This window comes from Simplicispira sp. 125 (assembly GCF_003096555.1).
Classification (GTDB): Bacteria; Pseudomonadota; Gammaproteobacteria; order Burkholderiales; family Burkholderiaceae_C; genus Simplicispira.
Genome location: NZ_QEKM01000001.1, coordinates 1,388,025 through 1,408,562 on the forward strand (window position 1 = coordinate 1,388,025; position 20,538 = coordinate 1,408,562).

The following is a 20,538-nucleotide window of genomic DNA, read 5'->3' on the forward strand; positions in this document are numbered from 1 at the left end:
GCCGATCACTTCGGCTTCTGGACTTCTTCGAGTTCGAACCGCACTTCAAAGCGATCGCTGCTGGAACCAAACCCGACGGGCTGTCCCGGCTCTGGAGGCTTTGTAGGTGGCACGGCGGGCAGGTCGCTCTGGGTGATGGGGGGCAACGCCACGGGCCCGCCGGTCAACGTGTCGCTCAGGTCAAAGTCAATGGTCTCAACCCCCGCGGGGGCCTTGGTGGAGAGCAAAACATCGCCCCGGGTGGATTCCATGCTCAGCCAGTCCGGGTCGTATTCCAGCATGCTGTCCATCCCGTCGATCGGGTGCGCAGCCGCGTCGCGTTCCACGTCGGTCTTGGCAGCGTTGTCCTGCACGGGCTCATCCACCACGCTGACGACCGGGGTGGTGCGTTTACGCGGCGGCGGCGCCCCGCGTGCAGACGGCGGCGTGGTGCGGGCAATGGCGTTGAGCAGCAACAAATCGTCAAAGGCGGCCAGATCGAAGCGCTCAAGCACCGCATCGCCATGCCGAAACAGCAGGCTATCGAGCATTGGCAAAACCGATTCATCGCTCCAGATCGCCTCGATCTCAGCCAACACGTCGGCATAGGTCAACAAAGGGCGACCCGGCCGGTTGAAGGAGGAAAACTCGGGCACCAACGCATTGAAGTGGCGATGGAACTGCGCTCGCAGTTCATTGAAATCGTCCACCCGGCTGAGCGAGCGGTACAGGCGCAGCAACTCCAGGTAAGCAGAAGGCGCCGTGGTTTCGTTATCGGCGATGTATTTGCGCAGCACACCGATAGCCTGGATATGCTCACCCACCGACACAAAAAATTCGGCCTGCTGTTGCAGGTCAAACAGTTCTTCGGGGTTGATCAGCAACACGGGCTGCGGCGCGGGGTCGGGCTGCTTGTGCTGGCGCTCCGCGGTTGGCACAGCCACCGACAGGGGTGCAAGCCCAGAAATCGGAGACCGCGCACGCGCCACAGCCGCAGGGACCGGCGGCTGCGCTACCGGTGGGGGCTGCACGGGCTCGGGGGCTATGGCGTGTGGCACCGGCACAGGTGTTTCCGGCACTGGCCGGACCAGGGCGCCAGCCCAGGCATCCTGGGCCTGGCGGTGGGCGGCGCGCAAGCGCTGCGCCATCCACACGGCCCAAACCAGAATAGCCGCCAGCAAAGCCAGTAAGCCATACACGATGGTGGCTGAAAACCGTTCGGATTTTTCCAGTTCCAGGCGCTGCTGCACAGCGATGGCGGCGGCGCGCTCGCTGTCGGCCTGTGTTTTCGCACGGGACATTTCGGCATTGAGTGCCGCGGTGCGGGCACTCTCCTGCAGGATGTCCTCAGGCTGCATGTTCAGCACTTTCCACTGGGCCTGGGCCTGCTCGCGCTGCAGCGTGGTCGCGGGCACCTCGGGCAGCTGCAGCTCGGTCGTCAGCTGCAGGGGAGCCGGAGTTTCGAGCCAGTTTTCCAGGGGCTCCATCACCAGGCGCGAACGAGGGGCCAACGCCTCCTTCTCAGGGGCTTTCACCTTTGAAGCGGCCTTTGGTAGGGGCCGGGACGGCCTGGTCGGTGCCAGTGCGGCAGCGCTCTTCGAAGGCGCCGGTGCTTGCGCGGCCTGTGGCCTGCGGGACACAGGTACCAGCGGGCCATTATTCTCGGATGTTTTACCTGAACGGCTGCCCGTACCCGCGCCCAAACCCGTCGGAGCGGTTGCGTCGCTGACGTCCTCAGGCATCTCCACCCGGGGAATCACGATGGGTCGGGTGCCCGCTGTCATGCTGGCGGGCGGGTCTGCCAGGAAGGTGTAAGTGCGGGATGTCTTGCCATTGCAGCCGGCCAGCAAAGTGACCGTGAGCACGGGCTCGTCGACGATGGCAGAAGATTGCACACGCACCATAGAAGCACGGCCCTGCACTTCGGGCAGCGGCGTGACGCGAACCCTACCGCGCGAAACCGGAACGGCGCCCGACAGTATTTCGGCGGTGATACAAGCCTGCGCCACGGTTTGGCCGGGATCGGGCTGCACTTCAAAGGCCAGGTCCACCGAACGCCCCAGCAACACAGCGCCTCTGGAAGGCCCTAAAGCCAAGGCCGCGGCAGCCCCTGCAAAAGAGCCTAAAGTTAGCGCCAAAAGTGCGTTACGAAAATTCACATTTTTTCTCAAAATATGTGTCGAATTCTTGCACAAAACCTATCAACAAGGCCATGGTCATAATTACGCTATGAAAATTCAATTTCCAGTAGTGGGTGTGGTGGGTGCTGGTGCCATGGGCCGGGGCATTGCGCAAATGATGGCCCAGGCAGGGAGCCAGGTGCGTTTACTGGACACACAGCCTGGCATGGCGCAGCGCGCGCACGATGCCATTCTGGAACAGTGGCACAAACAGGTCACCAAAAACCGCATGGACGCAGACCAGCGTGACGCTTGCGCCGCGCGCCTGCAGACGGCCCATGCGCTGGCCGACCTTGCCGACTGCGACCTGGTCGTCGAAGCCATCGTGGAAAGCCTGGACGCCAAGCAAGCCCTGCTGCGTGAACTGGAGACCGTTTTGCGGCCAGAGGCAGCGCTCGCCAGCAACACCTCGTCGCTGTCGGTCACGGCCATCGCTGCGGCGTTGCAAAACCCCCGGCGCATGGCAGGGCTGCACTTCTTCAACCCCGTTCCCCTGATGAAGCTGGTGGAAGTCGTGGCTGGCCTGCGGACCGACCCCGCCCTGTGCACCGCCCTGGCCGCGCAAGTAGCCCAGATGGGACACACCGCAGTGCAGGCCCAGGACAGTCCGGGGTTCATCGTCAACCATGCGGGCCGCGGCTACACCACCGAGGCCTTGCGCATCGTGGACGAAGGCGTGGCCGATTTCGCCACGGTCGACCGCATCCTGCGCGACCAGGCGGGCTTCAAGCTCGGGCCTTTCGAACTGATGGACCTGACGGGGCTGGACGTATCGCACCCGGTCATGGAATCCATCTACCACCAGTACCACGAAGAACCGCGCTACCGCCCCAGCGTGGTCACGGCGCAGCGCCTGGCAGGTGGCCTGCTGGGCCGTAAAACGGAAGAAGGCTTTTACCGCTATACCGACGGCGTAGCCCAGGCAACCCCCGAAGCTCCAGTGCCCGTGGTGGACAACATGCCCCCCGTGTGGGTATCGCCCCGGGCGGCACGCCGCACGGAGATCTACCAGATGCTCAAGAACCTGGGCGCCGACATCGAGACCGGCGCGGCGCCTTCAGCCAGCGCCATCATTCTGGTGGCGCCCTTGGGCTTTGACATCACGACCGTGGCCGTGGTGGAGCGTCTGGACCCGGCACGTACCATCGGCATCGACATGCTGATCGAAGAAAATACCACCCGCCGCCGCGTACTGGCCACGAACCCCGTGACGCGCGTGGACATCCGCAATGCTGCCCACGCCCTGATGGCACGCGACGGCAAGGCCGTCAGCGTGGTGCGCGACAGCGGGGGCTTTGTCACCCAGCGGGTGGTGGCCACCATTGTCAATATTGCCAGCGACATTTGCCAGCAGCGCATCTGCAGCCCGCGCGACCTGGAAACCGCCGTCACCCTGGGGCTGGGCTACCCCCTTGGGCCCCTGGCCATGGGTGACCGCTGGGGGCCCACCAATATCCTGGAAGTACTGTTCAACATGCAGACCGTGTATGGCGACCCCCGCTACCGCCCCAGCCCTTGGCTGCGCCGCCGTGGCGCCATTGGCCTGAGCCTGCAGCACGAGGAAGAGTAAGGTCAGCCGCGTTCTGCCGCCCCCCTTTATCCAACGGAATCGCACCTACATGCCCGCAGAACTTCACAGCACCAGCCACGGCCAGACCCTGGTTCTGACCATCAGCAACCCCGATCTGCGCAACGCCCTCGACCCCGCCATCTACGCAGCAGGCACCGAAGCACTCAATGGCGCCGAACGCAACGCCGAGGTGCGCAGCGTGGTCATCACGGGGGCCGGCGGCATGTTCAGCGCCGGCGGCAACCTGCAGCGTTTGCAGGCCAACCGCAGCCTGGGCACTGAGGTGCAATCAGAAAGCATCGAGGCGCTGCACAACTGGATCGAGACCATCCGCGCCTACCCCAAACCGGTGGTGGCCGCCATCGAAGGGGCCGCAGCCGGTGCCGGGTTCTCGCTGGCCCTGGCATGCGACCTGATCGTGGCCGCGCGCAATGCGGTTTTTGCCATGTCGTACAGCCAGGTAGGCCTCTCGCCCGATGGCGGCGCCAGCTGGAGCCTGGCCCACACCCTGCCCCGCCCCCTGGCCGCCGAACTACTGATGTGTGGCGAGCGCACCAGCGCCGAGCGCCTGCACGTTCTGGGCCTGGTCAACCGCTTGGCCGACCCCGGCGGCGCACTGGCCGCCGCACTGGAACTGGCCCAGACGCTGAACGAACGTGCCCCCAATGCACTGGCCAGCATCAAAGAACTGCTGGACGAAGCGGGCCAGCACACGCTCAATACCCACCTCCATCTGGAGCACCAGCATTTTGTGCGCAACCTGCACCATGCCAACGCGGGTGAAGGCATCAGCGCTTTCCTGGAAAAGCGCAAGCCGCAGTACCGCTGATCGGGCGTATGGCGCGCAGCGCCTGCAACGCTATTGATTGAGTAGCTACTACCGCTTTACCCACAAGCGTTAGAGCCACTTTTCATTCAAACAATTCAGGCACGCCGTAGCAGCTATGGGGGCGCTGCGTGCCGCTGTGCACCTGCGCGCCTGGCCCGCATCCAGACACGCAGGTGACAACCCCCATGTCCGCTGGCCGTCCCTGACGCGACAATGACCGCGTACCTAGTCACCCAAAAGACAGCCCATGGACGACCCTATTCTTACTATCGAAGAACGTGAAGCGATCAACTCCGGTCGCTGGTTCTCATCTCTTTCACCTTCACTTCGACACGACATACTGCGATGCGCTTACGTCAAACGCTTCAAGGATGGTGGCCTCATCGCTGCCCGCGGCGACCCGCCCGAGGAGTGGATCGCCTGCGCCAAGGGCGCGGTGCGCGTGAGCTCAACCTCCATCTCGGGCAAGCAGATCACGCTGACCTACGTGGAGCCGGGCATCTGGTTTGGCGACGTGGCCATCTTCGACGGAGACCGGCGCACGCACGATGCCTACGCACATGGCGAGACCACCATCCTGTGCGTAGCCAAGGCCGATTTCAAGAAGGTTCTGGCCATGCATGTGGAGTTGTACGAAGCGATGCTGCGCCTGCATGCCCGGCGCATTCGCCAGCTCTACGGCTTGGTGGAGGACCTCAACACCCTGCCGCTGCGCGCACGGCTGGCCAAGCAGTTGCTGCACCTGGTGCGCAGTTACGGCATCCCCAGCCTTTCGCATGGCAACGAGATGCGCATCGGCCTGCAACTGGCACAAGAAGAGCTGGCCCAGCTGCTGGGCGCTTCGCGTCAGCGTGTCAACCAGGAACTCAAGGCACTTGAACGTGAAGACATCATCCGCATCGAACCCGGCGGGCTGGTCGTGCGCGACCGCGACGCCTTGATGGACATCACCGAACTCGACAACTGACCCCACCCATGAGCAATTTCGACCACTTCATCGGCACCCGTGCCGTCTCCGATCAGCACGCATTCGATACAGCCACCCTCAGCAGCTGGCTGGAGCAGCACCTGGAAGGCTTCGCAGGCCCCCTGAGCGTCGAAATGTTCAAGGGCGGGCAATCCAACCCTACCTACAAGCTCATCACGCCCAGCAAGAGCTACGTGATGCGCGCCAAACCCGGCCCCGTGGCCAAATTGCTGCCGTCGGCCCACGCCATTGAACGTGAATTCGCAGTGATGAGTGGCTTGCAAGGCACCGATGTGCCCGTGCCGCACATGCATGTGCTGTGCGAAGACGAATCCATCATCGGGCGCGCCTTCTACATCATGGAGTTCATGCAAGGCCGCGTGCTCTGGGACCAGGCTCTGCCCGGCATGAATCCCGAGGAACGCACAGCCATCTACAACGAATCGAATCGGGTTATCTCCGCCCTGCACACGGTCCCGTTTGCCGAACGAGGCCTGGCCGGTTACGGTAAGCCTGGAAACTACTTCGAACGCCAGATCGGCCGCTGGAGCAAGCAGTACATGGCCTCGATCACACAGCCCATCGAAGAGATGGACCGACTCATGGCCTGGCTGCCCGCCCACATGCCTGCCGGTGCACGCGACGAGAACCGCGTCTCCATCGTGCATGGCGACTTCCGGCTGGACAACCTGATGTTCCACCCCACCGAACCGCGCGTCATTGCCGTACTGGACTGGGAACTGTCCACGCTCGGCCACCCGCTGGCCGACTTCAGCTACCACTGCATGGCCTGGCATATCCCGCCGGGCATGTTCCGGGGTATTGGCGGGCTGGATTTGGCGGCGCTGGGCATTCCATCCGAAGCCGAATACATCCGCAAATACTGCGAGCGCACCGGCCTGGCCACCCCCGAGGAATTGGCCGCCGACTGGAACTTCTACATGGCCTACAACCTTTTCCGCCTGGCCGCCATCCTGCAAGGCATTGCCAAGCGCGTCGAAGCCGGCACGGCATCGAGCGCCCAGGCCAAGGCCTCGGGCGAAGGCGCCCGCCCCCTGGCCCAGATGGCCTGGTCTTTCGCCCAGCGCGGTTAAGCACCGCCAATACCCCCGTTTTTCAAGGAGAACCCATGGACTTCGATTACTCGCCCAAAACCAAGGAACTGCAGAAGAAACTGCTCCAGTTCATGGACGACCACATCTACCCGGCTGAAAGCCAGTACGCCGCCGAGCTGGCCGCCAACACGGCGATCGGTAAGCGCTGGACGCCGCTACAGACCGTCGAAAACCTCAAGGCCAAAGCCCAGGCTGCTGGACTGTGGAACCTGTTCATGCCTGTGGATACGGCCGAGGCCTCGGGCTACCACGGCGCTGGCCTGACCAACGCTGAATACGCCCCGCTGGCCGAAATCATGGGCCGCGTGCTCTGGTCCAGCGAAGTCTTCAATTGCTCCGCGCCCGACACCGGCAACATGGAGACCATTGCGCGCTACGGCTCCGACGGTATCAAGGCCACCTGGCTCAAACCCCTGCTCGAAGGCAAGTTCCGCTCAGCCTTCGCCATGACCGAGCCCGATGTGGCATCGAGCGACGCCACCAACATCGAGACACGCATCGAGCGCCAGGGCGACGAATACGTCATCAATGGTCGCAAGTGGTGGACCTCCGGTGCGATGGATCCGCGCTGCAAGGTGCTTATCACCATGGGCAAGACAGACCCCGAAGCGCCCCGCCATTCGCAACAAAGCATGATCGTGGTACCCGCCGACACGCCCGGCGTGAAGGTGGTACGTGCGCTCAACGTGTTCGGCTACGACGATGCACCCCACGGCCACGCCGAAGTACTGTTCGAGAACGTGCGCGTGCCCGTCTCTAACATTTTGCTGGGCGAAGGCCGCGGTTTCGAGATCGCCCAGGGGCGCCTTGGCCCCGGACGCATCCACCACTGCATGCGCCTGATCGGCCTGGCCGAGCGCGCGCTGGAACTCATGTGCAAGCGCTCCATGAGCCGCGTGGCTTTTGGAAAAACGGTGGCCCAGCAAGGCGTGACACAAGAGCGCATTGCCGAAGCACGTTGCAAGATCGACATGGCGCGCCTGCTCACGCTCAAGGCGGCCTGGATCATGGACATGGCCGGTAACAAGGTCGCCAAAACCGAAATCGCCATGATCAAGGTGGTCGCTCCCAGCATGGCCTGTGAGGTGATCGACTGGGCTTTGCAGGCCCACGGTGGCGGTGGCGTCAGCGATGACTTCCCCTTGGCTTTCTCGTATGCCCAGGCGCGCACCCTGCGCTTTGCCGATGGCCCGGACGAAGTGCACCGCGCCTCCATTGCCAAAATGGAACTGGGCAAGTACGCACCGCCCAAGGCGCACTAAGGCGCTCTAAGGCGATGCTGAATAAGTCACCGCGATGATGCGCGCCGTGCATCGGGATGGGATGCAAGGCGCAAACCGCAGCCATAGCCGCAGCTATGGCGAGGATTTGCAACGCCGCAGACCGCCCGAGGTACGGATGCGCAGCGCGTGAGGGACTTGTTCAGCATTGCCCTAAGTCTGCAGGAACCTGCCGACCTCACCCGGGCGGCAGCGTGGCGGGCCCCGAGTCAGACGCAGGCGGCAGCTTCTGCGCCGCCACGGTAGCTGCGGCCATCAACAGGGTGGTAGCGTATTCGAGGTCGGGAAGGTAGCAGTCCATGGTCTGCATCCGCAGCGATAACTGGCCACCCGACAGCATCAGCACAAGGGGCAACGCCGCCTGTTCTGCACTGCGGCTCCCAAGAAGGTGTGACACCACGGCTGCATTGACCCAACGGCGCGCCTGCTCTTTGCGGTCGCCCACCACGGAAAAAAGCCGTATGAAAGAAGGCGGCAGTTCAGGCCACTGCACTTCCTCGTACATGGCAAGCCAGCGCATTTCTTGGGGCAGGCTTTCGTCCACAGCGGTCTGCAGGGTTTCCGTAAGGGCGCCATAAACGCGCCCCTCCAAAACCTCTTTCAGCGTGCGACTGATCACCATGACACTGGCATCAGGGGTTGCATGCGGGTCGGTTCTGGCACGCAACTCCGTACCCTTCAGATAGTCGCGCGTAGGCGATCCGCTTTCCAGCAGCCAAGGTTGCCCCACCACCGTACCGCTCAGCTGAAACCGTGCCGGTTCACCCTGAAAATCGAAAGACCAACGCTGCGCAGCAGCCCAGAGCGCAAGCTGCGCAGGCGTTGCAATGCCCTGGATATGGACAGGCTCCTGGCTGCGTGCAAAGACGGAACGAAGTCGTTCAAACATGGCAGGTTTGCGGTATGGACAGTGCATTCCATTAAACGCCAAATTGACCCTGAATGCACCCTGCTGCCCGCTTGGCAGAATAGCCGCACCTACCCCAGATGCATGCTGCTGCCAGTGACGCGGAAATCAAGTGTCGGCGCCCCGGCATCAAAAGGCATGCCCAGGGCCAACCGTCCCTCACCATGGAGCAAGCAGGCACTGCGACGCAAAGGAACGGCAGTGTCACTGTTCGCAAACTGAACCCATGTGCCAAAACTGCTGACATCGGTCAGTGCGAAGGCGCCATTCGTCCAGTCGATGCGGGCGTGCATACGAGAAACACGGGGGTCCGCAATGCTGACCTGCGCCGCACTGGAGCGGCCAATGTGCAAGGGCATATCCTCCGACGAAAACAAAAGTGTCTCGCCTTTCCATGCCAACTCGATCGAACCCGGCAACGAGTCCAAAGGCGCAACATTGCTGTGAAGACCCGCTTGCATGGTCAGCTGCTCCGGCGAATCCTGTTCTCGCCATTCGGCTTGGTAGATGAGTTGTGCCTCGGTCTTGCCGCGTATCTCAAAAACGCCCAGCTTGCGAAAGCGCACATGCGGAACCACCCCAGCATCCACAGCCGTGACATCATTGGTCCAGATTTCGCCTGGTCCCGCGCGCTCGCACAGCCGGGATGCCACGTTGACGGCATCGCCATAGGCATCACCGTCGACTTCCAAAACCTCTCCGCAGGCAACGCCTACGTGCATTTCCATGCGCAATACTTCGGGCCAGCGCTGGAGATGAATCTGGTGGCTGCGCTGCAGTTCGCCGGCAGCCGCTACTGCCTGGTTGGCGCTGGCAAAGATGCCCAACACGCCATCCCCCAGCATTTTGACCACACGCCCCTGGTGCGCCTGCATGACTTCGGCGATCCATTGCGTCAGACGCATGACCGTCTTGGCCGCGCGCTCGTTGCCCATCGTTTCGTAGAGCGAGGTGCTCCCGGAGAGGTCGGCAAAGACCACCGTCGAGATTGAACTCATGGAGGCAAAGACACAGTGGTTGTCATCGTCAGCAGTTTAGATCAAGTGATGACATCACGCAGAACCCTCTGCGCGCCCCACTTCTTCAAGGGACCGCCGCTGCTCCTCGCTCGTTGGCCTCAAGCCATGCCGCAGCGCCGCGCCCGGCATGAAACCCTGTTGCCAGACTCGCCGTCAACAGATAGCCTCCGGTGGGGGCTTCCCAATCGAGCATTTCCCCTGCACAGAAGACACCTGGACGACCAAGAGCCATAAGCTGGTCATCCAATCCTTCGAAAGCCACGCCGCCAGCGGTGCTGATGGCCTCGTCCAATGGCCGGGGCGCCACCACGGTAATGGGCAAGGCCTTGATAGCCTGCGCCAAAGCCACCGGGTCGTTCATCTGCGCCTTGTCCAGTTGCTCATGAAGAATGGCCATCTTGATGCCATCAAGGCCCAGGCGACTTTTGAGATGGCTGGTCAAAGAACGCGATCCACGGGGGTGGCGCACCTCCGTCAGCACGCGCTCGAGCGAGTGATCGGGCAGCAGATCCAGCTGGAACGTAGCACTGCCGTGGGCCTCGATCTCATCACGCAACAATGCCGACACCGCGTAGACCAGACTACCCTCCACGCCGGTCACTGTGGCAACAAACTCGCCTCTGCGCGAAAAACTGCGGCCATCGCGGCTGCTAAAGGTAATGGCGACCGATTTGAAAGGCTGGCCTGCATGGCGCTGCGCGAAATGTGGCGACCAGCCCGTCTGCACTACTGGCGGTTGACCCATGAGTTCCTGCAGAAATTCACGCCGCGTCTCTCCGGCCAAAGCCACCCGACTTGGGACATCAAAACCACAGTTGGCAGGCCGCAACCGCGCCACCGGCATACCGCAAGATTCCAGCACCGGCACCCAAGCGCCGTCAGACCCCAGTCTGCCCCAGCTAGCGCCGCCAAGGGCCAAAACCACTGCCTTTGCCTGCACGAACAGCGTACCCGTCGGCGACACCAGCCGCAAAGCGCCGTCTTCTGCCCAGCCACACCACCGGTGGCGCATATGAAATTGCACGCCCATGGTCCGTAAACGGTGCAGCCAGGCGCGAAGCAGAGGAGCAGCCTTCAAGTCGGCAGGAAAGATCCGGCCAGACGTGCCGATAAAGGTATCTACACCCAGTGCTTTTGCCCAGCCACGCAACTCTTCAGGGCCAAACTCTTTGAGCAAAGGCAACAACTGCGGTGCGCGCCCCCCAAAACGGGAAATAAAGATATCGAACGGTTCAGAATGCGTCAGATTAAGCCCGCCCTTGCCGGCCAGCAAAAATTTTCGTCCCACCGACGGCATGGCGTCAAACAGGTGCACAGCATTGCCCGCGCGGGCCAACTCCTCTGCGGCCATCAAGCCCGCGGGCCCGCCGCCCACCACGGCTACATCACATACGCGCTGTGGCGGAACAGATATCAACTCAGTCATATTGGATAAGGTTCATGCCGACATGCGGCGATTGGAGGCTGGTGAAATGAGATGGCTGCTGTCGATGGTGCCCACGGAACACAACGGGTATTTCGTTCATCGATTTTTGCTATGACAGTCATAGCGCCGCGTCGCCTTGTCGACGACAGGGGCGCCCTTGTTTCTGTCACAATAAAAGAACTTTATACGTACCGGTACACCACCAACAAGGAAAGCGCATGGCCAGCGAACTCATCAAACATCTTTCTGACGCCAGCTTCGAGGCTGATGTACTGAAATCCGGTACACCGGTCCTGGTCGATTACTGGGCAGAATGGTGCGGCCCCTGCAAGATGATTGCCCCCATTCTCGACGAAGTGGCAGGCGCCTACCAAGGCAAGCTGCAAGTTGCCAAAATGAATGTCGACGAAAACCGCGAAGTTCCGGCCAAGTTCGGTATCCGCGGCATCCCCACGCTGATGATTTTCAAGGATGGCCAGTTGGCCGCGACCAAGGTCGGCGCGATGAGCAAGGCACAACTGACCGCGTTCATCGACCAGCAATTGGCCTGATTCGAGAAAACTGCTGGCTTTGCAGCCAGCGGTTTTTGGGGCCACAGACAACACAGGCCAGTGGCCCCGGACGACATTTATCGCCCCACCCGATTCAGTGCCCACAAAGCCTCTGCATTTTTTCCTGTCATAATTCCCACAGATCACCGGACTGCATGCATTGGCAGCCGGGTCAAGATCCCAGGCAAGCTGGGTCTGCAAACAGCAGTCCACCCGGCACCAGCCCCCCTCTCCCAAGATTCATACCAGCTCCGCCAAGGAGTCAATCCATGCACTTAAACGAACTCAAGGCACTGCACGTGTCTGAAGTCCTCAAGCAGGCTGAAGAGCTTGAAATCGAAAACGGCGGCCGCATGCGCAAGCAGGAGTTGATGTTTGCGATCATCAAGAAGCGGGCCAAGACCGGGGAACAAATCATCGCCGATGGCGTGCTGGAAATCCTGCCTGACGGTTTTGGCTTCCTGCGCAGCCCAGACACAAGCTTCACGGCCAGCACAGACGACATTTACATCAGCCCGAGCCAGGTGCGTCGCTTTAACCTGCACACCGGCGACATGATCGAAGGTGAAGTCCGCACACCCAAAGATGGTGAACGGTACTTTGCGCTGAACAAGCTGGACTCGGTCAACGGCGGCCCGCCGGAGCAAAACAAGCACAAGGTGATGTTCGAAAACCTGACGCCCCTGTTCCCCAAGGAGCAGATGCGCCTGGAGCGCGACGTCAAGAGCGAAGAGAACATCACTGGCCGCATCATCGACATCATCGCGCCTATCGGCCGTGGCCAGCGCGCCCTGATCGTTGCCCCGCCAAAAAGCGGCAAGACGGTGATGATGCAGCACATTGCCCACGCCATCACGGCCAACAACCCCGACGTGCACCTGATGGTGCTGCTGGTGGACGAGCGCCCCGAAGAAGTGACGGAAATGCAGCGTACCGTGAAGGGCGAAATCATTGCCTCCACCTTTGACGAGCCCGCCGCACGCCACGTGCACGTGGCCGAAATGGTGATCGAGCGGGCCAAACGCCTGGTCGAGCTCAAGATGGACGTGGTGATTCTGCTGGACTCGATCACTCGCTTGGCCCGCGCCTACAACAACGTTGTGCCGTCGAGCGGCAAGGTGCTGTCGGGGGGGGTGGATGCTGCTGCTCTGCAACGCCCCAAGCGCTTCTTCGGAGCAGCCCGCAAGGTCGAAGAAGGCGGCTCGCTCACCATCATCGCCACAGCGCTGGTAGACACCGGTAGCCGCATGGACGAAGTGATCTTTGAAGAATTCAAGGGCACCGGCAATTGTGAAATCCACCTGAACCGCCGCCTGTACGAAAAGCGCGTATTTCCCGCCATCGAGCTCAACAAGAGCGGCACACGCCGCGAAGAGCTGCTGCTGGCACCCGAGATTCTGCAGAAAACCCGCATCCTGCGCCAATTCATGTACAACATGGATGAAATCGAATCGATGGAGCTCATGATCAAAAACATGAAGGCAACCAAGAGCAACGTCGAGTTTTTCGACATGATGCGGCGCGGTGGCTGATCGCCCCATTCATGCGATAATCTAGAGCTTTTCGCGAAAAGTGCTGTGGCAAATAGGTGCTGCAGTGGCTGCCGCAGTTGATACACATACAAGGATTCGCCATGAAAGAAGGCATTCACCCAAACTACCGCGAAGTTTGCTTCCAGGACATGTCCAACGGCTTCAAGTTTGTCACGCGCTCGTGCGTGAACGCCAAGGAAATGATCAAGATGGAAGACGGACGCGAACTGCCGCTGTTCAAGCTTGATACCACCAGCGAATCGCACCCCTTCTACACCGGCACGCAAAAATCGGTGGACAATATGGGTGGCCGTGTGGAACGCTTCCGCAACCGCTTCGGCAAGACCACGGCGAAGTAATTCTCGCCAATCCGCCAAAGGGCAGCCCGGGCAACCGCGCTGCCTTTTTCTTTGCATTTCCGGGATACTTGCGATCATCCCGCCTGGACACCTCTGCCCGCAAGCGCTGTCTTTACGCTATCGCAGGTTTTTAAAAACGGCACACCCTCTTCCTCTTTTGCAGCGTGAACCAGCCCACTCCCGCCATCGTTCCCCAGAGTGCCGTGCGTCGCTTGCCCCGTTGGGCTCTCTTGCTGCTGTGTCTAGCTTACATCGTGCCGGGTTTTCTGGGGCGGGACCCATGGCGTGGCGCCGACATGACCGCTTTAGGTTACATGATCGAACTGGCGCAAGGGCATACGCCATGGCTGTCTCCCCTGCTGGGCGATCTACCGCCTGAGACAGATGGCCTGCTCCCATACTGGCTCGGTGCATGGGCTATTCAATTTACATCGCCCTGGCTGGCGCCTGAATGGGCCGTCCGCATTCCATTTGTTCTGCTGCTCGCGTTAACCCTTCAGGCCACTTGGTATGGCATTCATGACTTGGCGCGCAGCCCAGGGGCGCAACCTGTCGCATTTGCCTTTGGTGGCGAGGCCGACCCCGCAGACTATGCCCGCGCCATGGCCGATGGCGGCCTGCTGGCCCTACTGGCCTGCCTGGGGTTGGCCCAGCCTTCCCACGAAACCACTTCGTATCTTGTACAGTTGTGCTGCACCTCCCTGCTCTTCTATGGACTGGCTGCGGCGCCTCATAGAACCTTCGGACCACTCCTGGCCCTGATAGTGGGGCTGCCGGGGCTGGTGCTCAGTGGTGCTCCTGCACTGGCCTTGCTCTACGGCCTGGGCGGCAGCATGATGTGCGTTTGCGACCCGAACAACGCAGGCACATCCCATGTACGTGCCCGGTTTTTGGCTCTGGGTATTTCCCTGCTGGCGGTGGCCGTGACCGTTCTAGCCTGGCAACTGGACCTGTGGCGCTGGCGGATTGTTTGGCCCCAAGCCGATACGAAGGACTGGCCCAGCCTGGGACGCCTTCTGGTGTGGTTTACCTGGCCCGCATGGCCTTTGGCTTTGTGGACCCTCTGGCGCTGGCGCAAGCAAATCTGGAACCGGCAATTGCACCGTCATCTGATGCTGCCTTTGTGGTTTGTATTGATCTCGATGGGCGCCAGCCTGTGCACTCAGCCGGCCGACCGTGCCCTGCTGCTGGGTCTTCCCGCATTGGCGGCTTTGGCGGCTTTTGCCCTGCCTACCTTGCGCCGCAGCGTGGCCGCATTGATCGACTGGTTCACGCTGCTGTTCTTCTCCGTGTCCGCCATCGCCATCTGGGTGGTTTGGGTCTCTACACAGACCGGCATTCCCGCCAAGCCTGCCGCCAACGTCGCCAAACTGGCGCGCGGGTTCGAGCCCGAGTTCTCATTTCTGGCATTTGCCGTAGCGTTGGCTGCCACCGCGGCGTGGTGCGCTCTGGTAGGGTGGCGTACAGGCCGGGATCGCAAACCAATCTGGAAAAGTTTGGTGCTTCCTGCCTCCGGCGCCACGCTCAGCTGGCTGCTGCTGATGACACTCTGGCTTCCTATGCTCAACTACGCCCGCAGCGATGCCCCACAGATGCATGCCATTGTGTCGGCGGCCCACCAACCGCCCTGCATGCACATGTTCGGCCTGGGCCGCAGCCAGATCGCAGCCTTGCAATTTCATGGCCAGCTACGGTTGACCCCCCTCGCCAGCCCCCCCAGCTGCCCATGGCTGGTGTGGGCTCAGCAAATAGATGCTACGGACTTGCCCATGGGCCCGCCATGGATGCCTGACTTGAACGGCTGGACACTCAACACCACACAAGGACGCCCCACCGACCGCAACGACGCCTTGCTGCTGTACCGGTACAGCGCACCTTAAGCGCTTGTGGGTGGAATGAGTGTGACAACAATGTCGGAACGATCGGCGATTACTCGCCATGCACTGACTGTGTTGGCGGGTCAGCTCGCCGTCATGGCCTTTGGCGTCACGGACACCATTGTGGCGGGCCGACATGCCGAGGCCTCACTGGCCGCTCTGTCGATTGGTTCAGCCATCTTCATCAGTGTTTACGTGGCGCTCATGGGGTTGCTGCAGGCGCTCCTGCCGGTCTGGGCGGAACAGCGCGGCGCTCAGAATCCGGCAGACATTGGCCGTACATTCCGCCAAGCACTTTACCTGTGCGCTGCCACCTGTCTGCTGGGCATGGCCGCTCTGCTGTTCCCAGATGCCGTCCTTGAATGGACCGATGTACCCACAGCGCTGCGTGCGCCGGTTTCCCAATACCTGGGCGTTCTGGCACTGGCTTTACCACCGGCCTTGCTGTTTCGGCTGTACAGCACCCTCAACCAGGCATTGGGCCATCCCCAACTGGTGACGTGGCTGCAGGTGGCCGCGCTTTTCGTCAAGATCCCCCTGTCCATCTGGTTCACTTTTGGCGGCGCCGGCCTGCCTGCCATGGGGGTTGTGGGGTGCGCCTGGGCCACACTGGTGGTGAACTGCACCCTGCTCGGCTTGGGGCTGTACCTGCTGCGCACCCAGGACATCTACACACCATTGCGCCTGTGGAGGTCCATGGAGCGCCCTGACTGGACGCAGCTGGGCGCTTTTGCCAGGCTGGGCGTCCCCGCCGCCCTGGCCATCACGGTGGAGGTTACTTCGTACACGCTGATGGCGCTTTTCATCGCGCGGCAGGGCACCCTGGCGACCGCCGGGCACCAGATTGCCGCCAATCTGGCTGCCGTGCTGTACATGGTCCCGCTCTCCTTTGCCATTGCCACCAGCGCACGGGTAAGCTTCTGGCGCGGCGCCGGCAACGATGCGTTGGCCCGCCATGTAGCCTGGATGGGTTTTTGGCTTTCAGCGCTTACCAGTATTGCGCTATCAGCTATATTATTTATAGCAAAAGAATCTCTGGCTCGTGTGTACAGCAATGACGCTGACGTCATCCTGCTGACGTCAGCACTGCTGGTTTGGGTCGCTGTCTACCATTTGTTCGATGCGGTCCAGACGCTGTGTGTGTTCGTGCTGCGCTGCTACCGCATCACCCTTGCGCCCCTTGTGGTGTATGGCTGCATGCTGTGGGGTATGGGCTTAGGGGGCGGTTATGTGCTGGCCTATCAGGGCATGGGCAGCCTACCCGCGCTGCAGTCCCCTGCGCCGTTCTGGGCGGCGAGCGCAGCGGCGCTGGCCGTGACCGCGGCCGCCTTCGCATGGATGCTCCAACGCGCACTCAATGCGTCTCTTCATCCTGCTCCAGCGTTACATGGCGCAGCCTGTTTGCAGGGAAAACAACACTGAACGTCGAGCCCTGCCCCAACACACTCGCAATGTGCAGCTCAGCGCCATGGCGCTGCAGCACATGCTTGACGATGGCCAACCCCAAGCCTGTGCCCCCCGTTTCGCGTGAGCGGCTGCGGTCAATGCGGTAGAAGCGCTCGGTCAACCGGGGAATGTGCTCCGGAGCAATGCCGGGGCCGGTATCCTGCACCGAAAAAACACCACGGCCATCGGCAAGTGTCTTCCACTGCACTGCAATACGCCCCCCGGCCGGGGTATAGCGCACGGCATTGCCCACCAGATTGGACAGAGCGCTTTGCAACTCCTTCATGCTGCCGGCAATGTCGAGCGCCTCGGCCCCTGCGGCGGGCTCCGGAAACGTCCATTCATGCGGACGCGCCTGGCCACGGATCAACAGGTTCGAAAGCGCCCGTCCCTCCTCCTCGCAGCGCAGCAACAAGGTCTGCACGGGATGCCACTCGCGCATCCCCGGCAAAGGGCTGCCTTCCAGACGAGAGAGCGCCAGCAGATCCTGCACTACGCTGTGCATGCGCGTGGCCTGCTGTGCCATCAATTCCAGATACCGCGCGCGTTCATCGGCCGAAATCGGTAGCGTCTGCAAGGTTTCCACAAAACCCATCAATACCGTCAAAGGCGTACGGATTTCGTGCGACACATTGGCGACGAAATCTCGCCGCATGGCGTCGGCCTGCTCCAGTGCCGTGATATCCCGTGAGAGCAGCAAACTGCGGCCATCGCCATAGGGATGCAATTGCACGGCAATCCGTACCGGCCGGGACGGCGTGCTCTCGCGCCCCTCCAGCACCACACTTGCAGAATAGTCCTGGGCAGCAAAATAGGCATTGAACTCCGGGTCGCGCACCAGATTTCGGATGGACTGGAGCGCATCGCGCTGCGCATCGAACCCGAAATGTGCCGCGGCCATGGCATTGCACCACTCAATGCGGCCCGCCTTGTCCAGCAGCACAACGCCGTTGGGCGACGCCTGCAAGGCAGCCAATATGTCCTCCAGCCGGCTCTGGCTCTCCTGGGCCTGTGATTCCTGCTTGCGCACCAGGCGCCGGGTGCGCTCCACTGCCTCACCCCACATGCCCCGCATCGCAGGTGCCTTGACCATTTCACCCGTGCGCATCCAGCCCAGCACTCGGGCACCGCGCCACAAATCCAGAAAAAACCAGATCCATGCCGCAACCGCAGCCCCTGAAGCGGCCCCCCAGGCGCCAGCTTGCCACCACCCCAGACCCATGCCCAGCAATTGCCAGCACAGGAAAATAGAAAATCGCCAGAGCATGGGAGCTCAGACCCGCAAGGGCACCTGTGGCGGAGCCGCAAACCGGTAACCTACGCCGCGCACCGTTTCCACCATCAGGCCCGCCTCGCCCAGTGCTTCGCGCAGCCGCTTGACATGGACGTCGACCGTACGTTCCTCAATAAACACATGGTCACCCCACACTTTGTCCAGCAACTGGGCGCGGCTGTGCACCCGCTCGGGATGGGTCATGAAGAAATGCAGCAACTTGAATTCGGTCGGGCCGACTTTCAAGGCTTGCCCGTCCAACGAGACACGGTGCGTTGCAGCGTCCAAAACCAATGCCCCCATCGTCACACTTTCTTGTGCTTGCTCTGGTGCGCGGCGACGCAGGACTGCGCGGATACGTGCGAGCAACTCCTGGGTCGAAAAAGGCTTGGTGATGTAGTCGTCCGCTCCAGCGTCCAGCCCCGCAACCTTGTCCGGCTCATCCCCGCGGGCGGTCAACATCAGAATGGGGATGGATTTGGTACGGCTACTGGCACGCCACTTGCGCGCAAGCTGCAGGCCACTCTGGCCGGGCAACATCCAGTCGAGCAGGATTACATCGGGCAAGACGGCGTCGAGTTCGCGCTGTGCAGTCTCGCCGTCCTCAGCCCAAACGGGCTGAAAACCGTTGTGTCGCAGATTCACAGCTATCAATTCAGCAATCGCGGGTTCGTCTTCCACGATCAGGACATGGGGAAGCTTTCTCATTCCTTTTCTACCCCTTTACAGGACCGCCGATTCAATCTCATCCAAAGAGGTGTGTCGCACATCCATGCCCTTCACCAGATAAATGATGAGCTCGGCAATATTTTTGGAGTGGTCGCCAATCCGCTCGATGGCTTTGGCCAGAAAAAGCAGGTCCAGGCTGGGGGAGATCGTGCGCGGATCTTCCATCATGTAGGTGATGAGTTTGCGAACGAAGCCATCGAACTCCCTGTCAATCAGGTCGTCTTCCCTGAGGATTGCGACGGCCATTTTTGTGTCCAGCCGGGCAAAGGCATCGAGCGCCTTGCGCAACTGCCCCGATGCCAGGTCGGCGGCCACCCGCAGGTCATTCGAGGGCAGGCAGCGCGGCGCACCACCTTCAATGATGGATTGCACCATGCGTGCCATGCGGTGGGCCTCGTCACCCATACGCTCCAGATTGGCCGTGGCCTTGGAAAAAGCCAGCAAAAGGCGCAGGTCGCGTGCTGTGGGCTGGCGCCGGGCGATGATGGTGGAGAGTTCATGGTCGATTTCTACCTCCATGGCATTGACCCGGTTTTCGATCGTACGAACCTGCTCTACCGCCTCAAGACTGAACTGCGATAGCGCGTGAATTGCCTGTCGGATCTGGGACTCCACCAGCCCCCCCATTTCCATGACACGTGAGGAAACCCCATTGAGTTCACTGTCGAACTGGGAAGAAAGATGTTTGTCTGCCATAAATCGCTCCTCAGCCGAAACGGCCGGTAATGTAGTCTTCGGTTTCCTTGCGTTCGGGCTTGAAGAAGATCGCCTCGGTCGCTCCAAACTCGATCATTTCGCCCAGATACATGTAAGCGGTGTAGTCACTGCAACGCGCCGCTTGCTGCATGTTGTGGGTCACGATGGCAATCGTGTAGTCGTGCTTGAGCTCATCGATCAGCTCCTCGATCTTGGCCGTAGACAGCGGGTCCAGCGCCGAAGTGGGTTCGTCAAGCAGCAGCACAGAAGGCTTCACCGCCACGCTGCGCGCAATGCACAGGCGCTGCTGCTGACCGCCCGAAAGCGACAGGCCGCTCTGGTGCAACTTGTCTTTCACTTCGGTCCATAAGGCGGCCTTCGACAGCGCCCACTCCACCCGGTCATCCATCTCGCTGGGGGACAGCGCTTCATAGAGCTTCACGCCAAAAGCAATGTTGTCGTAGATCGACATGGGAAAAGGCGTGGGCTTCTGGAACACCATGCCGATACGCGCGCGCAGCAAGTTGATGTCTTGCTTCGGGTCCAGGATGTCCTGCCCATAAAAGCGGATGCTGCCCTCCGCCCGCTGGCCGGGATAGAGGCTATACATCCGGTTGAGCGTGCGCAACAAGGTCGATTTTCCACAACCCGAGGGGCCGATAAAAGCGGTGACCTTGTGCTCGGCAATATCCAGACTGACGTTGCGCAGTCCCTGGAACTTACCGTAGTAGAAATTCAGATTGCGCAATTCCAGCGCATTCCTGGTGGGAGTCGTCGTCGCGGTAGCGTTGGTCATTGTCAGT

18 protein-coding genes are annotated in these 20,538 nt (G+C 61.3%); 10 read left to right on the top strand and 8 right to left on the bottom strand.

All coding sequences use genetic code 11. The annotated features are described in order from the left end of the window. Nucleotides 1-5: 5 nt before the first annotated feature. Nucleotides 6-2,045, bottom strand: coding sequence for a hypothetical protein (locus tag C8D04_RS06325; protein WP_133243609.1), 2,040 nt, complete (start codon nucleotides 2,043-2,045; stop codon nucleotides 6-8). Between the two features lie 163 nt (nucleotides 2,046-2,208). Between C8D04_RS06325 and C8D04_RS06330 the strand changes: the two genes are divergently transcribed. The 5 genes from C8D04_RS06330 to C8D04_RS06350 all read left to right on the top strand — a co-directional run bounded on the left by C8D04_RS06330 (nucleotide 2,209) and on the right by C8D04_RS06350 (nucleotide 7,902). Beyond that, nucleotides 2,209-3,729 (top strand): 3-hydroxyacyl-CoA dehydrogenase, encoded by a 1,521-nt coding sequence (locus C8D04_RS06330; RefSeq protein WP_116004087.1) that lies wholly within the window; start codon nucleotides 2,209-2,211, stop codon nucleotides 3,727-3,729. A gap of 49 nt (nucleotides 3,730-3,778) precedes the next feature. Then, nucleotides 3,779-4,558: an enoyl-CoA hydratase gene (locus C8D04_RS06335; protein WP_116004088.1), complete on the top strand. Its 780-nt coding sequence runs from the start codon at nucleotides 3,779-3,781 to the stop codon at nucleotides 4,556-4,558. 247 nt (nucleotides 4,559-4,805) lie between these two features. Then, nucleotides 4,806-5,525 (top strand): Crp/Fnr family transcriptional regulator, encoded by a 720-nt coding sequence (locus C8D04_RS06340; RefSeq protein ID WP_116004089.1) that lies wholly within the window; start codon nucleotides 4,806-4,808, stop codon nucleotides 5,523-5,525. A gap of 8 nt (nucleotides 5,526-5,533) precedes the next feature. Continuing rightward, nucleotides 5,534-6,619, top strand: a complete 1,086-nt coding sequence (locus tag C8D04_RS06345; protein WP_116004090.1) for a phosphotransferase — start codon at nucleotides 5,534-5,536, stop codon at nucleotides 6,617-6,619. Between the two features lie 35 nt (nucleotides 6,620-6,654). Beyond that, entirely contained in the window at nucleotides 6,655-7,902 is a 1,248-nt protein-coding gene (locus C8D04_RS06350; RefSeq protein WP_116004091.1) for an acyl-CoA dehydrogenase family protein, read from the top strand. Nucleotides 7,903-8,098: 196 nt separating this feature from the next. Here C8D04_RS06350 and C8D04_RS06355 read toward each other — a convergent pair whose 3' ends face one another. The 3 genes from C8D04_RS06355 to C8D04_RS06365 form a co-directional block, all read right to left on the bottom strand. Beyond that, entirely contained in the window at nucleotides 8,099-8,809 is a 711-nt protein-coding gene (locus C8D04_RS06355; RefSeq protein ID WP_116004092.1) for a hypothetical protein, read from the bottom strand. An 89-nt stretch (nucleotides 8,810-8,898) separates the two neighbouring features. After that, on the bottom strand, nucleotides 8,899-9,825 hold the full coding sequence (locus tag C8D04_RS06360) for an adenylate/guanylate cyclase domain-containing protein (protein WP_116004093.1): 927 nt from the start codon (nucleotides 9,823-9,825) through the stop codon (nucleotides 8,899-8,901). A gap of 85 nt (nucleotides 9,826-9,910) precedes the next feature. Continuing rightward, nucleotides 9,911-11,272 carry a TIGR03862 family flavoprotein gene (locus C8D04_RS06365; RefSeq protein WP_116004094.1) on the bottom strand — a complete coding sequence of 454 codons (1,362 nt, stop codon included), beginning with the start codon at nucleotides 11,270-11,272 and terminating at the stop codon, nucleotides 9,911-9,913. Nucleotides 11,273-11,490: 218 nt separating this feature from the next. Between C8D04_RS06365 and trxA the strand changes: the two genes are divergently transcribed. The 5 genes from trxA to C8D04_RS06390 all read left to right on the top strand — a co-directional run bounded on the left by trxA (nucleotide 11,491) and on the right by C8D04_RS06390 (nucleotide 17,013). Next, nucleotides 11,491-11,823, top strand: coding sequence for a thioredoxin TrxA (gene trxA / locus C8D04_RS06370; RefSeq protein ID WP_116004095.1), 333 nt, complete (start codon nucleotides 11,491-11,493; stop codon nucleotides 11,821-11,823). 269 nt (nucleotides 11,824-12,092) lie between these two features. Next, the gene (gene rho, locus C8D04_RS06375; RefSeq protein WP_116004096.1) at nucleotides 12,093-13,355 is read left to right on the top strand and encodes a transcription termination factor Rho; all 1,263 of its coding nucleotides are present in this window, start codon (nucleotides 12,093-12,095) and stop codon (nucleotides 13,353-13,355) included. A gap of 101 nt (nucleotides 13,356-13,456) precedes the next feature. Continuing rightward, nucleotides 13,457-13,714 carry a type B 50S ribosomal protein L31 gene (locus C8D04_RS06380; RefSeq protein WP_116006056.1) on the top strand — a complete coding sequence of 86 codons (258 nt, stop codon included), beginning with the start codon at nucleotides 13,457-13,459 and terminating at the stop codon, nucleotides 13,712-13,714. A gap of 164 nt (nucleotides 13,715-13,878) precedes the next feature. Then, nucleotides 13,879-15,594 (top strand): hypothetical protein, encoded by a 1,716-nt coding sequence (locus C8D04_RS06385; RefSeq protein ID WP_116004097.1) that lies wholly within the window; start codon nucleotides 13,879-13,881, stop codon nucleotides 15,592-15,594. Between the two features lie 30 nt (nucleotides 15,595-15,624). Continuing rightward, nucleotides 15,625-17,013, top strand: coding sequence for an MATE family efflux transporter (locus C8D04_RS06390; RefSeq protein WP_116004098.1), 1,389 nt, complete (start codon nucleotides 15,625-15,627; stop codon nucleotides 17,011-17,013). Here C8D04_RS06390 and phoR read toward each other — a convergent pair. The 4 genes from phoR to pstB are packed head-to-tail and all read right to left on the bottom strand — an operon-like array spanning nucleotide 16,946 to nucleotide 20,531. Then, nucleotides 16,946-18,304, bottom strand: a complete 1,359-nt coding sequence (phoR, locus tag C8D04_RS06395) for a phosphate regulon sensor histidine kinase PhoR (protein WP_116004099.1) — start codon at nucleotides 18,302-18,304, stop codon at nucleotides 16,946-16,948. The genes C8D04_RS06390 and phoR overlap by 68 nt on opposite strands. Nucleotides 18,305-18,310: 6 nt before the next feature. Further along, nucleotides 18,311-19,018: a phosphate regulon transcriptional regulator PhoB gene (phoB, locus tag C8D04_RS06400; RefSeq protein ID WP_116004100.1), complete on the bottom strand. Its 708-nt coding sequence runs from the start codon at nucleotides 19,016-19,018 to the stop codon at nucleotides 18,311-18,313. 15 nt (nucleotides 19,019-19,033) lie between these two features. Continuing rightward, nucleotides 19,034-19,735, bottom strand: coding sequence for a phosphate signaling complex protein PhoU (phoU, locus tag C8D04_RS06405; protein WP_116004101.1), 702 nt, complete (start codon nucleotides 19,733-19,735; stop codon nucleotides 19,034-19,036). 10 nt (nucleotides 19,736-19,745) lie between these two features. Continuing rightward, a complete protein-coding gene (gene pstB, locus C8D04_RS06410) occupies nucleotides 19,746-20,531 on the bottom strand; it encodes a phosphate ABC transporter ATP-binding protein PstB (protein ID WP_116004102.1) in 786 nt (261 codons plus the stop codon). Between the last annotated feature and the right edge of the window lie 7 nt (nucleotides 20,532-20,538).